The following is a 13,671-nucleotide window of genomic DNA, read 5'->3' on the forward strand; positions in this document are numbered from 1 at the left end:
ACCCGAAGAAGATCTCGGGCGGCGGGGGCTTCGGCGTACGACGGTTGCGGGGGAGGCTACTTCGCCTCGGCCTTCTGCAGCTCGGCGAGCTCCTCGTCCGACTCCCGGCCCGGGGTCGGGAGGTTGAACTTGATGATCGCGAACCGGAAGACCACGTAGTAGATCACCGCGAAGCAGAGGCCGACCAGGACCAGCATCCAGGGCTTCGACGCGATGCCGAGGTTCAGCAGGAAGTCCACCAGACCGGCCGAGAAGCCGAACCCGTCCTTCATGCCGAGCGCCCAGGTCAGGGCCATGGACACACCGGTCAGCACCGCGTGGATCGCGTACAGCACCGGCGCGATGAACATGAACGTGAACTCGATCGGCTCGGTCACACCGGTGACGAAGGAGGTCAGCGCGAGGGAGAACATCATGCCGCCGACGACCTTGCGGCGCTCGGGGCGGGCGCAGTGGACGATCGCGAGGCAGGCCGCCGGAAGGGCGAACATCATGATCGGGAAGAAGCCGGTCATGAACTGTCCGGCGTTCGGGTCACCGGCGAGGAAGCGGGCGATGTCACCGTGGGCGCCGTTGTACTCGCCCGCCTGGAACCACGGGAAGGAGTTCAGCAGGTGGTGCATGCCGACCGGGATCAGCGCACGGTTGGCGACACCGAAGATGCCCGCGCCGACCGCGCCGGAGCCGACGAGCCACTCGCCGAAGTTGTGCAGACCGGCGCCGAGGACCGGCCAGATCAGGCCGAAGACGATACCGATGAGCAGACCCGCGAAGGCGGACAGGATCGGGACCAGACGGCGGCCGGAGAAGAAGCCGGCCCAGTCGGGCAGCTTCGTCCGGTAGAACTTCTGGTAGAGGAGGGCCACGACGATGCCCATCACGACACCGCCGAGGACACCGGCGTTGACGGGGGCGTCGTTCATCACGATCTTGCCGTCGACGACGCTGGCGACCTGCGGCAGGTTGCTGTCCGTGAAGGTGGCCAGCACCTTCTGGAAGACCAGGTAACCGGTGACGGCGGCCAGGGCGGTCGAGCCGTCCGACTTCTTCGCGAAGCCGATGGCGATGCCGACGGCGAACAGCAGCGGCATGTTGTCGAGGATCGCGCCGCCGCCCGCGGCCATGTAGCCGGCGAGCTTAGTGATGAAGGTCGGGAACGAGTCGCGGCCCAGCATGTCGCCGTTGCCGAGGCGGACCAGGAGTGCGGCGGCCGGCAGCACGGCGACCGGCAGCATGAGGCTGCGGCCGATGCGCTGCATGACGGCCATCGCGCCGGCGCCCTTCTTCTTCTCGGCCGCAGGTGCGGTCTCAGCCGTGGTCATCAACTTCCTCCATGGGACACGGTGCCGCCCAGGTCGTTGATGCGGGGAGGCGGCGACTCGACAGACCCTGCGGCAGAGCGCCGTGGTCTGGACCACTCAGTGGTGTAGACCAGTTTTAGCACGGTGAGGGTTAGATAAGGAACCTTCAATTCCCATCTCATTCGCAGTAGCAGACGCGATACGTTCGGTGACATGCCGAAGGCCCCGGACCGGGCGGTCCGAGGGCCTTGCGGGACCGGGGTCGAAGCCCCGGTGCGCTGCTACTTCGTCAGATCCTTCTCCATTTCCTTCTCGATCTCCTCGGGTTCGCGCCCCGGCGTCTTGAGGTCGAACTTGGTGATCGCGAAGCGGAAGATCACGTAATAGATCACGGCGAAGCACGCGCCGATCGGGATGATCAGCCAGGGTTTCGTATCCAGATGCCAGTTGACGACGTAGTCGATCAGTCCGGCCGAGAAGCTGAACCCCGCATGCACCCCCAGCAGCCAGGTGATGCCCATGGAGGCCCCGGTGAGCACCGCGTGCACGCCGTACAGCAGCGGCGCGACGAACATGAACGAGAACTCCAGCGGCTCGGTCACACCCGTGACGAACGAGGTCAGCGCCACCGACACCATCAGCCCGCCCACCTCCTTGCGGCGCTCGGGCCGCGCGCAGTGGGTGATGGCCAGGGCCGCGGCGGGCAGGCCGAACATCATGATCGGGAAGAAGCCCGAGGTGAACTGGCCGGCCGACGGGTCCTGGGCGAAGAACCGGGAGATGTCGCCCTGGACGGTCTGGCCGTCGGCCCCGGTGTACTCGCCCGCCTGGAACCAGAAGAAGGTGTTCAGGAACTGGTGCATGCCGATCGGGATCAGCAGCCGGTTCGCGAAGCCGAAGATCGCCGCACCCCAGGAGCCGAGGTCGATCAGCTGCTTGGAGAACCAGGTCAGCCCGTCGCCCACTGGCTGCCACAGCAGCCCGAAGAGCACGCCGAGGATCACGCAGAGGAACGCCATCAGGATCGGCACCAGGCGCCGCCCGTTGAAGAAGCCGAGCCAGTCGACCAGCTTGGTCCGGTGGTAGCGCTGCCAGACGACGGCGGTCAGCAGGCCGATCAGGATGCCGCCGAGCACGCCCGGGTTCTGCGGCTCGCCGTCCGGCAGCTCGTCGGTCACGGTGCCGTCGATGGGGAAGGCGGTCAGCACCCCCCGGTAGACGAGGAAGCCGACGACCGCCGCCAGCGCGGTGGAGCCGTCCGCCTTCTTCGCGAAGCCAATGGCGACGCCGATGCAGAAGAGCAGGGGCAGGCCGAGTTCGCCGTCGAGGATCGCGCCGCCGCCGTTGAGCAGGACCTTGGAGGTCTTGTCCCAGAACGCGCCGTCCAGGTAGGAGCTGAACAGGTTGCCGAGGCTGACGAGGAGGCCGGCGGCGGGGAGGACGGCCACCGGGAGCTGCAGGCTGCGCCCGACCTTCTGGAGGCCCTGGACCGGTCCGTTCCACCATTTCTGCTGCGGTGCCGCAGCGGCGCTCGCACTCATGGGCATCCTCCCGGAACACTTCGCGTTTGGCGGTCGTTGCAAACTGGTGTAGACCAGTTGCGTCACGGCCCGAGCCCCGCCCCTGAAGGCAGGGGACCGGTGATCGTCATCTTTCGGGATCGTCCGGTTACCCGCCCGCGAAGTTGGGCCAACCGTGCGTTACCGTGACGAAACGGACCCGCAGCGGGCGGCCGTCTGCGCGTGAAACCAGGGAGAAGGACATGGCCACCAAGGCTGAGAAGATCGTCGCCGGGCTCGGCGGCATCGACAACATCGACGAGATCGAAGGCTGCATCACCCGCCTCCGCACCGAGGTCCACGACCCCGAGAAGGTCGACGAGGCCGCCCTCAAGGCCGCCGGCGCCCACGGCGTCGTCAAGATGGGCACCGCGATCCAGGTCGTCATCGGCACCGACGCGGACCCCATCGCCGCCGACATCGAAGACATGATGTGACCGGCTGACCCCACGCCGGACACCGCGGACGCCCTCCGGGAGGCGCCCGCACCCCGCAGGCCCCGCACCCCACCGAGTGGGGACGGGGCCTGCCGCGCACCCGGACGACGTCGGCCACCACGCCCCCGGGCCTCACCGGGCCCACGGCATCCACCGCACAGGGCGCATCCGCCACCACCCTCCTGCCCCCCGGGGCACCTCCGTCACCGCCCTCCTTCCCTCCCCGGAACGCGTTCGTCACCGGGGCCACCGCACCCGAACGGAGCCTCCCCCGCCACCGGATAAAGTCGGCCCCATGTCTCGCATCGACGGCCGCACCCCCGAACAGCTCCGCCCCGTCACCATCGAACGCGGCTGGAGCAAGCACGCCGAAGGCTCAGTCCTCATCTCCTTCGGCGACACCAAAGTCTTCTGCACCGCCTCCGTCACCGAAGGCGTCCCGCGCTGGCGCAAGGGGAGCGGCGAAGGCTGGGTCACCGCCGAATACTCCATGCTGCCCCGCTCCACCAACACCCGCGGCGACCGCGAAGCCGTACGCGGCAAGATCGGCGGACGCACCCACGAGATCAGCCGCCTGATCGGCCGTTCGCTCCGCGCGGTCATCGACTACAAGGCCCTCGGCGAGAACACCATCGTCCTGGACTGCGACGTCCTCCAGGCCGACGGAGGCACCCGTACCGCCGCCATCACCGGCGCGTACGTCGCCCTCGCCGACGCCGTCGCCTGGGCCCAGGGCAAGAAGATCGTCAAGGCCGGCCGCAAGCCGCTCACCGACACCGTCGCCGCCATCAGCGTCGGCATCGTCGACGGCACCCCGCTTCTGGACCTCTGTTACGAGGAGGACGTCCGCGCCGAGACCGACATGAACGTCGTCTGCACCGGCGACGGCCGCTTCGTCGAGGTCCAGGGCACCGCCGAGGGCGCCCCCTTCGACCGCAAGGAACTGGGCTCGCTCCTGGACCTCGCCACCGCGGGCTGCGTCGACCTCGCCGCCCTCCAGCGTGACGCACTCGCCACCACGCAGAACGCGTAGCGACTCGCCCGCCCCGGGTAAAGAAGCAACCAAATACGCACCACAGAGCGTCGTTACGGATACGGGCGCACGGGTCGAACCGTGCGTCCGTCCGCGTACCGATCCCCGGGGAGGGACCGCACCATGGCTTCGCGCCGCCACCGACGTATCGCACTCGCCACCGCCGCCACCCTGCTGACGCTGACCACGGCCGTGGGCTGCGCAGGCCTCGACAAGGCGCTCGACTGCGTCCGCACCGCCGACGCCATCGCCACCAGCGTCAACAACCTCCAGCAGGCCGTCTCCAACGCCTCCGAGGACATCACCCAGGCCTCCGAGTCCCTGGACGAGATCGACCGCGAGCTGAAGAAGCTCGACGACACCACGGACAACGCCGACCTCTCCAAGGCGGTCGACGACCTCCAGGCGGGCGTCACGGAGGTCCGCAGGTCCATCGAGGCCGGCGACGCCACCCCCGACATCAGCGCGGTGACGGACGCGGCGACGGAGATCGGCAAGGTCTGCACCTCGTAGGAGGAGACAATGGGCGCATGACGCGCCTGATCCTCGCCACCCGCAACGCCGGGAAAATCACCGAACTGCACGCCATCCTCGCCGACGCGGGACTCGACCTCGACCTCGTCGGCGCGGACGCGTACCCCGACATCCCCGACGTCAAGGAAACCGGCGTCACCTTCGCCGAGAACGCGCTCCTCAAGGCCCACGCCCTGGCCCGGGCCACCGGCCACCCGGCGATCGCCGACGACTCGGGCCTCTGCGTGGACGTCCTCGGCGGCGCCCCCGGCATCTTCTCGGCCCGCTGGTCCGGCACCCACGGCGACGACACGGCCAACCTCAACCTGCTCCTGGCCCAACTCGGCGACATCGCGGACGCCCACCGCGGCGCGTACTTCGCCTGCGCCGCCGCCCTGGCCCTCCCCGACGGCACGGAACGCGTGGTCGAGGGCCGCCTGAACGGCACCCTGCGCCACACCCCGTCGGGCGGATACGGCTTCGGCTACGACCCGATCCTCCAGCCGGAGGGCGAGACCCGCACCTGCGCGGAGCTGACCCCGGCGGAGAAGAACGCGATCAGCCACCGGGGCAAGGCGTTCCGGGCGTTGGTGCCGGTGGTGCGGGAGTTGGTGGGGTGAAGCGCCACTTCGGACACCGATAGGGGCCGCCCCCCGAGCCAGGGGGCGGCCCCTATCGATTTCTGTGCGGCCGGTGGGACTCGAACCCACAAGGGATCTCTCCCACGGCGTTCTAAGCGCCGCTCGTATGCCAATTCCGACACGGCCGCATCCGACAGCCATGCTAGCCGGGAGGGCGTCCCGTGCGGTACGCGCCTACGCAATCAGGTTCCCGTCCGACTCCTCGAGCGCCGGTTACGACACCACGTGTCTGTCAAGGCGTGGCAGGCGAACGGCCCGTACCGCTCGACGTGAGCGGTACGGGCCGTTCCTCCGAGGAAGGGGTGGGGCGGGAGAAGGTCAGAACTTCGGTTCCGGGGCCTGGGCCTGGACCAGTTCCGCCGCCTCCTCGTCCGTTTCGACCGAGGGCGGGGAGCCGATCAGGGGCTGCTGGGCGGTCTCCTTCATGCAGGCGACCGCGATCACGCCGACCAGGGCCGCCGCCATCGCGTAGTACGCGGGCATCAGGTTGGAGCCGGTCCAGCTGATCAGGGCCGTGATCACCAGCGGGGTCGTACCGCCGAAGATCGAGGCGGAGAGGTTGTAGCCGACCGACAGGGATCCGTAGCGGACGTTCGTCGGGAACAGGGCCGGCAGCGCCGCCGACATCGTGCCGAGCATGCACACCAGCGAGAGACCCAGCATCAGCATGCCGACCGTGATCGGGAAGATGCCGTCGATCCGGATCAGCAGGAACGCGGGCAGGGAGAGGAAGAGGAAGCCCAGCATCCCGGCCATCAGCAGCGGTTTGCGGCCGAAGCGGTCGGACAGCTTGCCGAACTGGCTGATGATCATCATCAGGAACACCATGACGCCGAGCAGGATCAGCAGCCCGTGCGTCTCGCTGTAGCCGAGCTCGTCGGAGAGGTACGTCGGCATGTACGACAGCAGCATGTAGTCGGTGATGTTGTACGCGCCCACCAGGCAGATGCAGAGAATCAGCGTCGGCCAGTACTGCCGGAAGATCTTCGCCAGGTCGCCCTTGGCCGTGGACTCCACGCCGTCCGCCGCCTCGCTCGCGTGCGCCGTGCCGCCCTCCAGCTTCTGGAAGGCCGGGGTCTCGTCCAGACGCAGTCGCAGGTAGAGGCCTACCAGGCCCAGCGGGCCCGCGACGAGGAACGGGATCCTCCACCCCCAGGCCTCCATCTGCGCGTCGGTCAGGAGGGCGTACAGGGCCGTGACGAGGCCCGCCGCGCCGACGTAGCCGGCCAGGGTGCCGAACTCCAGGAAGCTGCCGAAGAACCCGCGCCGCTTGTCGGGGGCGTACTCGGCGATGAACGTCGAGGCGCCGCCGTACTCACCGCCCGTGGAGAAGCCCTGGAGCATCCGGAAGAAGATCAGCAGGACGGCGGCCCAGACGCCGATCGTGTCGTGCGAGGGGATGAGGCCGATCGCGAACGTGCCGACCGCCATCAGGATCATCGTCAGCGCGAGGACCTTCTTGCGGCCGACCTTGTCGCCCATCGGGCCGAAGAACATCCCGCCGAGCGGCCGTACGAGGAAGGCCACCGCGAAGGTAGCGAAGGACGAGAGCAACTGGGTGGTGTCGTTCCCGGACGGGAAGAACACGTGTCCGATCGTCACGGCCAGGTAGGAGTAGATCCCGAAGTCGAACCACTCCATGGCGTTGCCCAGGGAGGCCGCCTTCACAGCACGCTTCACCGCAGCGTCGTCCGTGACCGTGATGTCCGTCCGGCGCAGCCGCGGATTCTGGCGCTTCCGGATGGCCCGGAAGAGCGCTGGGTGGCGTTTGACCGCTGCTGGGTCGGCCGCCTGGTGGGGGTCGGAGGCCGCCATGGCCGGGTCCTTTCCTCGAAGGGTGTTCCAGGAAAGGCTTCTGCGCAGAGTTGACGGCCGCAAACCGACTTCATGGGTCGATGCGATCTCCCTCACACGATCTCGACACGCCGCAGCGTGTTTCACGGCCGGGGAGGGTGCCGGGATCGGGTGCGGGGGCGGGGCCGTCTCAGGGGGCCGTCAGACGCCCAGGTCCCTGATGATCTTCGCCACGTGGCCGGTCGCCTTCACGTTGTAGAACGCGTGCTCGACCTTGCCGTCCTCGTCGACGACGACAGTGGAACGGATCACGCCCGTCACCACTTTGCCGTAGAGCTTCTTCTCGCCGAAGGCGCCGTACGCCGCCAAAGTTTCCTTGGCCGGGTCGCCCACCAGGGTGACCTTGAGGTTCTCGGTGTCGCGGAACTTCGCGAGTTTCTCCGGCTTGTCGGGGGAGACGCCGATGACGTCGTACCCGGCGTTCGCCAGGAGGTCGAGGTTGTCCGTGAAGTCGCAGGCCTGCTTGGTGCATCCGGGGGTAAGAGCGGCCGGGTAGAAGTACACGATGACCTTCCGGCCCTTGTGGTCCGCGAGCGATACCTCGTTGCCGTCGGCGTCGGGAAGGGTGAAGGCGGGAGCGGGGTCGCCGGGCTTCAGTCGCTCGCTCATGTGGTTCTCCTCGGGTGGTGCGCGGGTCGGACGGGTCCGAGGGTAATAGGGGTGCCGCCGGGTGCGCGGGGGTTCGAGCTGACAGACTGTCGACGAAGGTTTCAGACGAAGGTTCATCGGACGACGACCACGGAGGCGGCGCAGTGTCGGATGCCAGGACCCCTGCGCAGATCGAGGCGGACATCATCAGCAGGCGCGAGCAGCTCGCTGTGATGCTCGACGAGATCGGGGTGCGGGTACACCCGAAGACGATCATCGGAGACGCCAAGGCGAAGGCGGCCCAGTCCGTGGACCGGACGGCCGGCCGCGCCTTCGTCGCGGTGAACCGTTCGGTGTCGGAGGTGAAGGCCCAGTTCGTCGCGGAGGACGGCTCGCCGCGGCTGGAGCGGGTGATCCCCGCGGCCCTGCTGGTGGTCGGAGTGGTGGGGCTGCTCACCGTGTCGACCCGCCGCCGCGCGTGATCCCGAACCCGGAGGCGTACGGTCCGGGGTGCGGCAGGTAGGTTTCGGGCGTGAGCGAGAACACCCACGACAACGACCGCGACAGCCTCGACGACAAGCTGCCCATCCGGATGCTGCACGACCGGGTGCTGGTGCGGAACGACACGGCCGAGGGCGAGCGGCGCTCCGGCGGCGGCATCCTGATCCCGGCGACGGCCGCGGTGGGACGGCGTCTCGCCTGGGCCGTCGTCGTCGCGGTCGGGCAGAACGTACGGACGGTGGAGCCCGGTGACCGGGTGCTGTACGACCCCGAGGACCGTGCCGAGGTCGAGGTGCGGGGCGTGGCGTACGTCCTGATGCGGGAGCGTGATCTGCACGCGGTGGCCGCCGACCGGTTCGAGGGTTCGGTGGATTCGACCGGGCTGTATCTGTAGGACCCGCGCTGTTCAGGATCTGGTAGGACCCGCGCTGTTCAGGATCTGTGGGATCCGCGCTGTTCAGGGCCTGGTGACCGGTGTCACCAGGCCCTTTTCCCGTTTTTTGCTACGGTGGAACCACCCCGACGAGACGCGCCGTACCGGGTTGGCAAAGACGACGCACCCGTGAGTTGTCCGTGTGTTCGTCGTCGGAGGTTCTGTCATGGCGTGGGTTCTGTTGATCGTCGCCGGTCTGCTCGAAGTGGGCTGGTCGATCGGGATGAAGTACACCGAGGGGTTCACCCGGCTGTGGCCGAGCGTGTTCACCGGCCTCGGGATCGTGGCGAGCATGGTGCTGCTGTCGCATGCGGCGAAGACGTTGCCGATCGGTACGGCGTACGGCGTGTGGGTCGGCATCGGCGCTGCCGGTGCGGCGATCCTGGGCATGGTCGTGCTGAACGAGCCGGTGACCGCCGCCCGGATCTTCTTCGTCTGTCTGCTGCTGGTGGCCGTGGTCGGCCTGAAGGCGACCTCCGGGCACTGAGAGAGCCCTAGAGGCCGGGGCCTGGGCCGGGGTCACACCTAGCCGCTGTTTCCGGCCGTCGTGCCGCCGGTGCCGCCCGTGCCGCCGGTGCCGCCCGTGCCGCCGGTGGCACCGGCTGTTCCGTCCCGTGTCGAGCCGCTGTCCGTCCCGGCGGTTCCGCCGCCGTCCGCTCCGGCGTTCGTTCCGCCGTCCGTCCCGCCCGTCGCGTCGCCGGTGGAGTTCCCGCCGGTGTCCGTGCCGGGGGTGGGCGGGGTGCTGCCGGAGGGGGCGGTGTCGGGGTCCGGCGAGGAGGACGGGTCCGTGCTGGTGTCGGAGTCCTCGTCGACCAGGAGCTCGTCCCCCTCGTCGGAGCCGGGCGCCGGGCGCAGGTCGAACTCCTGGGCCGGGGAGGAGCGCAGCGCCGCTTCCGTATAGGCGGCCCAGGTCTCGGCGGGTGCGCCGCCGCCGTTGAGGCGGGGCAGGCCGAGGGCCCCGTACAGCGGCGTCTGGGCGCCCGTGTCGGGGTTCTGGCCCATCACGGCGACGACGGTCGCGAGGTCCGGGGTGTACCCGGCGAACCAGGCGGCCCGGTCCTCCTCCGCGGTGCCGGTCTTGCCCACGGCGGGGCGGCCCACCGCCTGGGCGGCCGTACCGGTGCCGCCCTCGACGACGCTGCGCAGGACGGCGGTGGTGGTGTCGGCGGCCTCACGGCTGACGGCCTGGTCGGTCGTGCGCTCGGGCAGCTCGATCTCCGCGCCGTCCTTGGTGACCTGGTCGACGAGGACGTACCGGCCGTGCCGGCCGTGGTCGGCGAGGGTGGCGTACGCCTCGGCCATGTCCAGGACGCTGGCGTTGGCGGTGCCGAGCGCGATGGAGGGGGAGGCGGTGAGGTCGGGGGTGTCGGCGGGGATGCCGAGGGCGACCGCGGTGTCCCGGACCTTTCCGGGGCCGACGTCCTGTGCCATCTGGGCGTAGACGGAGTTGACGGACTTGTCGGTGGCGACGCGGACGGTGATGTCGCCGTAGTCGACGTCGTCCTCGTTGGCGGGGGCGTAGTCGGTGGATCCCTGCACGCCGACGACCGTGCGCTTGTTGGTGCCGTCGTAGACGGTGTTGGCGGTGATGGGCCGGCCGTCCTGGGTGGTGGAGTCGTTGACGACGGCGGAGGTGAGGACGAACGGCTTGAAGATGGAGCCGACCTGGTAGTCGCGGCGGGTCGCGTTGCTGACGTACTGCTTGGTGTAGTCGATGCCGCCGTACAGGGCGACGACCTCGCCGGTCTCCGGGACGATCGAGGCGCCGCCGACCCGGACGTTGCGGTCGGCCTCGCGTTCGGCGCTGGTCCGGGACATGACGTTCTCGTCGACGGCCTTGACGAAGGCGTCCTGCTTGGGTTTGTCGAGGGTGGTGGTGATCCGGTAGCCGCCGGTGGCGAGGGTCTTCGCGTCGAGGATGCCGCGCCGGTTCAGGTAGTCCTCGACGGCCTGCACGATGTAGCCGCGCTGCCCCGAGAGTCCGGTCGGCGGTTTGGCCTCGCCGGGGGTGGGGAACCGTGTCGTCGCCCGTTCGGCCGCATCGAGCCAGCCTTCCTTGACCATGCCGTTCAGGACGTAGTTCCAGCGGCGCTGGGCCGCGGGCTCGTTGTCGGGGTGGGCGATGACGTCGTAGGCGCTGGGGGCGTTGAGGAGGGAGGCGAGGTACGCGCCTTCGGCGGTGGTGAGGTCCTCGACGTTCTTGCCGTAGTACGCCTGGGCGGCGGCCTGGACGCCGTACGCGTTGCGCCCGAAGTAGCTGGTGTTGAGGTAGCCCTCGAAGATCTGGTCCTTGGTCTCCTCGCGGTTGAGCTTGACCGCGATGATGGCTTCCTTGGCCTTGCGCAGGAGGGTGCGTTCCTGGCCGAGGTAGTAGTTCTTCACGTACTGCTGGGTGATCGTCGAGCCGCCCTGTTTGCCCTTGCCGGTGACGGTGTTCCAGCCGGCCCGGACCATCGCCTTCACGTCCACGGCGCGGTCGTCGGAGTAGAAGTCCCGGTCCTCGGCGGCCAGGACCGCGTGCCGGACGGACGAGGGGATCTGGGTGAGCTTGACCTTCTCCCGGTTCACGTCGCCGTCCCGGGCGATGACGCTGCCGTCGCGGTAGAAGTAGACGTTGGACTGGGCGGTGGCGGAGGCGTTGGCGGCCGGGATGTCGACGAGCCGGTAGGCGGCGAAGATCCCGATGCCGAGGAGGACGGCGGGGCCGAGGAGGGTGCCGAGGGTCATCCGCCAGGTGGGGACGGCCCGCCGCCAGCCGGTGCGCCGGGGCCGCGCCTTCTTTCCGGACCTCTTTGCGGACTTCTTCCCGGGCTGCTCCCCGGACGCCGTCGGTGGGTGGTTTCCGGTGGAGGAGGCTCGCGCGCCCGAGGAGTCGCGGGGGGCCCAGCTCTGTGGCTCGTCGCTCATGTCGGTGGGGGCTCCTGAGACGTGGTCAGTTCTCCCATAGTGCCCGGTTCATCAGGAAATCTGCGTTTATTACTGCTTCGTTCCCTCCTCCGGTCGTGGAAAAGGAGTCGCCGCGGCCTTCGCACGTGGACTAGGGTCGTGCGCTTTGGTGCCGGGAGCCGGTGGGGGCGGGGGAGAGGGGGCGGCGTGCGGCTGTACGCAGTGGTCGCGGCGGGCGGATTCCGGCGCTACGCCACCTACCGGACGGCGACGGCGGCGGGGGTGTTCACCAACACCGTCTTCGGCTTCATCGTGGCGTACACCTACATCGCCCTGTGGGCCGAACGTCCGCAGCTCGGCGGCTACGACACCTCCGAGGCGCTGACGTACGTCTGGCTCGGCCAGGCCCTGTTGGCGGCCGGCGCCCTGATGGGCGGAGGCTTCGAGAGCGAGCTGGTCGAGCGGATCCGTACGGGCGACATCGCCGTCGACCTGTACCGGCCCGCCGACCTCCAGCTGTGGTGGCTGGCGGCGGACCTGGGCCGGGCGGCGTTCCACCTGCTGGGGCGCGGGGTGGCGCCGATGTTCCTGGGGGCGCTTGCCTTCGACCTGGCGCTCCCCGGATCGTTCTGGACCTGGCCGGCGTTCCTGCTGTCGGTGTTCCTGGGGATCGTGGTCAGCTTCGCGGTGCGCTATCTGGTCGCGATGTCGGCGTTCTGGCTGCTCGACGGAGCGGGAGCGATGCGCATGGCGATGCTGGCGGGGCTGTTCTTCTCCGGGATGCTGCTGCCGCTGAACCTGTTCCCCGGGCTGCTGGGCGAGGTGGCGCGGGCCCTGCCGTGGTCCTCTCTCCTCCAGGTGCCGGCCGATGTGTTCCTCGGCAAGCACACCGGGTGGGGGCTGGTGGAGGCGTACGTGTTCCAGGCCGGATGGGCGGTCGTGCTGCTCGGGGCGGGCCGCCTGCTGCAGACCGTGGCGACCAGGAGAGTGGTGGTGCAGGGTGGCTGACACGGTGGCGGTACGGACCGAGGAGGAGGGCCAGGAGCGGGAGCCGGCCGGCTTCGCCTTCGAGAACCGGCCCCGGCCCCTGGAAGGCCTCCGGGCGTACGGGCTGATCATGGCGATGTGGGTCCGCTCGACGATGGCGTACCGGGCCTCGTTCGCCCTGACCCTGTTCGGGGACCTCGCGGTGACGGCCTTCGACTTCGTCGCGATCCTGCTGATGTTCTCCCACGTCGACGCGCTCGGCGGCTACTCCCTGCCGGAGATCGCCCTGCTGTACGGCCTGTCGGCGACGGCGTTCGGGGTGTGCGACCTGCTGCTGGGGTCGATGGACCGGGTCGGCGGCCGCGTGCGGGACGGGACGTTCGACACCCTGCTGGTGCGCCCGGTGCCGGTGCTGGCGCAGGTGGCGGCGGACCGGTTCGCGCTGCGCCGGCTGGGCCGGATCACGCAGGGCCTGGTGGTGCTGGGTTATGCGCTCGTCACCCTCGACATCGTCTGGACGCCGCTGAAGATGCTGATGCTGCCGATGACGGTGCTCAGCGGGGCGGCGATCTTCGGGGCGATTTTCATCGCGGGAGCGGCGTTCCAGTTCGTCGCGCAGGACGCCTCGGAGGTGCAGAACTCCTTCACGTACGGCGGCACGACGTTGCTCCAGTACCCGCCCACGGTCTTCGCGAAGGACCTGGTGCGCGGCGTGACGTTCGTGGTGCCGCTGGCCTTCGCCAGCTGGCTGCCGGCACTGTACGTGCTGGGGCGGGAGTACCCGGTGGACCTGCCGCAGTGGGTGGCCTTCCTGCCGCCGCTGGTCGCGGCGGGCTGCTGCGGGCTGGCGGGCCTGGCGTGGCGGGCGGGGCTGCGTTCCTACCGGAGCACGGGCAGTTGAGGAACCAGGGGAGCCACAGGGGCCACGGAAACCACAG

General features: G+C 69.3%; 14 protein-coding genes, 1 tRNA gene and 1 riboswitch. Of the genes, 9 read left to right on the forward strand and 6 right to left on the reverse strand.

Annotated elements, in window-relative coordinates; genetic code table 11:
- Nucleotides 1-56 precede the first annotated feature (56 nt).
- Complete coding sequence (locus ACFWM7_RS02865; RefSeq protein WP_383254304.1) at nt 57-1,322, reverse strand: PTS transporter subunit EIIC; 1,266 nt, start codon at nt 1,320-1,322, stop codon at nt 57-59.
- Nucleotides 1,323-1,582: 260 nt separating this feature from the next.
- The gene (locus ACFWM7_RS02870) at nt 1,583-2,842 is read right to left on the reverse strand and encodes a PTS transporter subunit EIIC (protein WP_383254306.1); all 1,260 of its coding nucleotides are present in this window, start codon (nt 2,840-2,842) and stop codon (nt 1,583-1,585) included.
- Nucleotides 2,843-3,006: 164 nt separating this feature from the next.
- Here ACFWM7_RS02870 and ACFWM7_RS02875 point away from each other — a divergent pair, with 164 nt between their 5' ends.
- The 4 genes from ACFWM7_RS02875 to rdgB all read left to right on the forward strand — a co-directional run bounded on the left by ACFWM7_RS02875 (nt 3,007) and on the right by rdgB (nt 5,463).
- A complete protein-coding gene (locus ACFWM7_RS02875) occupies nt 3,007-3,297 on the forward strand; it encodes a glucose PTS transporter subunit EIIB (protein ID WP_383254308.1) in 291 nt (96 codons plus the stop codon).
- A gap of 295 nt (nt 3,298-3,592) precedes the next feature.
- Entirely contained in the window at nt 3,593-4,330 is a 738-nt protein-coding gene (gene rph / locus ACFWM7_RS02880; RefSeq protein WP_015608813.1) for a ribonuclease PH, read from the forward strand.
- A gap of 123 nt (nt 4,331-4,453) precedes the next feature.
- Complete coding sequence (locus tag ACFWM7_RS02885) at nt 4,454-4,843, forward strand: hypothetical protein (protein WP_383254311.1); 390 nt, start codon at nt 4,454-4,456, stop codon at nt 4,841-4,843.
- A gap of 17 nt (nt 4,844-4,860) precedes the next feature.
- Nucleotides 4,861-5,463 (forward strand): RdgB/HAM1 family non-canonical purine NTP pyrophosphatase, encoded by a 603-nt coding sequence (gene rdgB / locus ACFWM7_RS02890; RefSeq protein WP_383254313.1) that lies wholly within the window; start codon nt 4,861-4,863, stop codon nt 5,461-5,463.
- 65 nt (nt 5,464-5,528) lie between these two features.
- Here rdgB and ACFWM7_RS02895 read toward each other — a convergent pair.
- The 3 genes from ACFWM7_RS02895 to bcp all read right to left on the reverse strand — a co-directional run bounded on the left by ACFWM7_RS02895 (nt 5,529) and on the right by bcp (nt 7,947).
- Nucleotides 5,529-5,612 (reverse strand) — tRNA-Leu (locus tag ACFWM7_RS02895).
- 190 nt (nt 5,613-5,802) lie between these two features.
- Nucleotides 5,803-7,299, reverse strand: coding sequence for a glycine betaine/L-proline transporter ProP (proP, locus tag ACFWM7_RS02900; RefSeq protein WP_383254316.1), 1,497 nt, complete (start codon nt 7,297-7,299; stop codon nt 5,803-5,805).
- Nucleotides 7,300-7,479: 180 nt separating this feature from the next.
- Nucleotides 7,480-7,947 (reverse strand): thioredoxin-dependent thiol peroxidase, encoded by a 468-nt coding sequence (bcp, locus tag ACFWM7_RS02905; RefSeq protein ID WP_383254318.1) that lies wholly within the window; start codon nt 7,945-7,947, stop codon nt 7,480-7,482.
- Between the two features lie 143 nt (nt 7,948-8,090).
- Between bcp and ACFWM7_RS02910 the strand changes: the two genes are divergently transcribed.
- From ACFWM7_RS02910 to ACFWM7_RS02920, 3 genes are all read left to right on the forward strand, one after another.
- Entirely contained in the window at nt 8,091-8,408 is a 318-nt protein-coding gene (locus ACFWM7_RS02910) for a DUF3618 domain-containing protein (protein ID WP_383254320.1), read from the forward strand.
- A 50-nt stretch (nt 8,409-8,458) separates the two neighbouring features.
- Complete coding sequence (locus ACFWM7_RS02915) at nt 8,459-8,821, forward strand: GroES family chaperonin (RefSeq protein ID WP_383254322.1); 363 nt, start codon at nt 8,459-8,461, stop codon at nt 8,819-8,821.
- Between the two features lie 96 nt (nt 8,822-8,917).
- Nucleotides 8,918-8,988, forward strand: a riboswitch (guanidine-III (ykkC-III) riboswitch).
- Between the two features lie 38 nt (nt 8,989-9,026).
- On the forward strand, nt 9,027-9,347 hold the full coding sequence (locus ACFWM7_RS02920) for a multidrug efflux SMR transporter (RefSeq protein WP_018512395.1): 321 nt from the start codon (nt 9,027-9,029) through the stop codon (nt 9,345-9,347).
- A 38-nt stretch (nt 9,348-9,385) separates the two neighbouring features.
- On the opposite strand, the gene ACFWM7_RS02925 is transcribed toward ACFWM7_RS02920, so the two are convergent.
- Complete coding sequence (locus ACFWM7_RS02925) at nt 9,386-11,767, reverse strand: transglycosylase domain-containing protein (RefSeq protein ID WP_383254324.1); 2,382 nt, start codon at nt 11,765-11,767, stop codon at nt 9,386-9,388.
- A 186-nt stretch (nt 11,768-11,953) separates the two neighbouring features.
- On the opposite strand from ACFWM7_RS02925, the gene ACFWM7_RS02930 reads away from it, so the two are divergent.
- A complete protein-coding gene (locus ACFWM7_RS02930) occupies nt 11,954-12,754 on the forward strand; it encodes an ABC transporter permease (RefSeq protein ID WP_383254326.1) in 801 nt (266 codons plus the stop codon).
- Nucleotides 12,747-13,634, forward strand: a complete 888-nt coding sequence (locus ACFWM7_RS02935) for an ABC transporter permease (RefSeq protein WP_383254328.1) — start codon at nt 12,747-12,749, stop codon at nt 13,632-13,634. Before ACFWM7_RS02930 ends, ACFWM7_RS02935 begins: the two co-directional genes overlap by 8 nt.
- Nucleotides 13,635-13,671 lie beyond the last annotated feature (37 nt).

The sequence above is a fragment of the Streptomyces sp. NPDC058375 genome, assembly GCF_042723425.1.
Classification (GTDB): domain Bacteria; phylum Actinomycetota; class Actinomycetes; order Streptomycetales; family Streptomycetaceae; genus Streptomyces; species Streptomyces durocortorensis.

Excerpts from the sequence above, each read along its gene's own strand:
- ACFWM7_RS02865 (WP_383254304.1), bottom strand. The coding sequence starts at position 1,322 with ATGACCACGGCTGAGACCGCACCTGCGGCCGAGAAGAAGAAGGGCGCC.
- ACFWM7_RS02870 (WP_383254306.1), bottom strand. The coding sequence starts at position 2,842 with ATGAGTGCGAGCGCCGCTGCGGCACCGCAGCAGAAATGGTGGAACGGA.
- rph (WP_015608813.1), top strand. The coding sequence starts at position 3,593 with ATGTCTCGCATCGACGGCCGCACCCCCGAACAGCTCCGCCCCGTCACC.
- ACFWM7_RS02885 (WP_383254311.1), top strand. The coding sequence starts at position 4,454 with ATGGCTTCGCGCCGCCACCGACGTATCGCACTCGCCACCGCCGCCACC.
- rdgB (WP_383254313.1), top strand. The coding sequence starts at position 4,861 with ATGACGCGCCTGATCCTCGCCACCCGCAACGCCGGGAAAATCACCGAA.
- proP (WP_383254316.1), bottom strand. The coding sequence starts at position 7,299 with ATGGCGGCCTCCGACCCCCACCAGGCGGCCGACCCAGCAGCGGTCAAA.
- bcp (WP_383254318.1), bottom strand. The coding sequence starts at position 7,947 with ATGAGCGAGCGACTGAAGCCCGGCGACCCCGCTCCCGCCTTCACCCTT.
- ACFWM7_RS02920 (WP_018512395.1), top strand. The coding sequence starts at position 9,027 with ATGGCGTGGGTTCTGTTGATCGTCGCCGGTCTGCTCGAAGTGGGCTGG.
- ACFWM7_RS02925 (WP_383254324.1), bottom strand. The coding sequence starts at position 11,767 with ATGAGCGACGAGCCACAGAGCTGGGCCCCCCGCGACTCCTCGGGCGCG.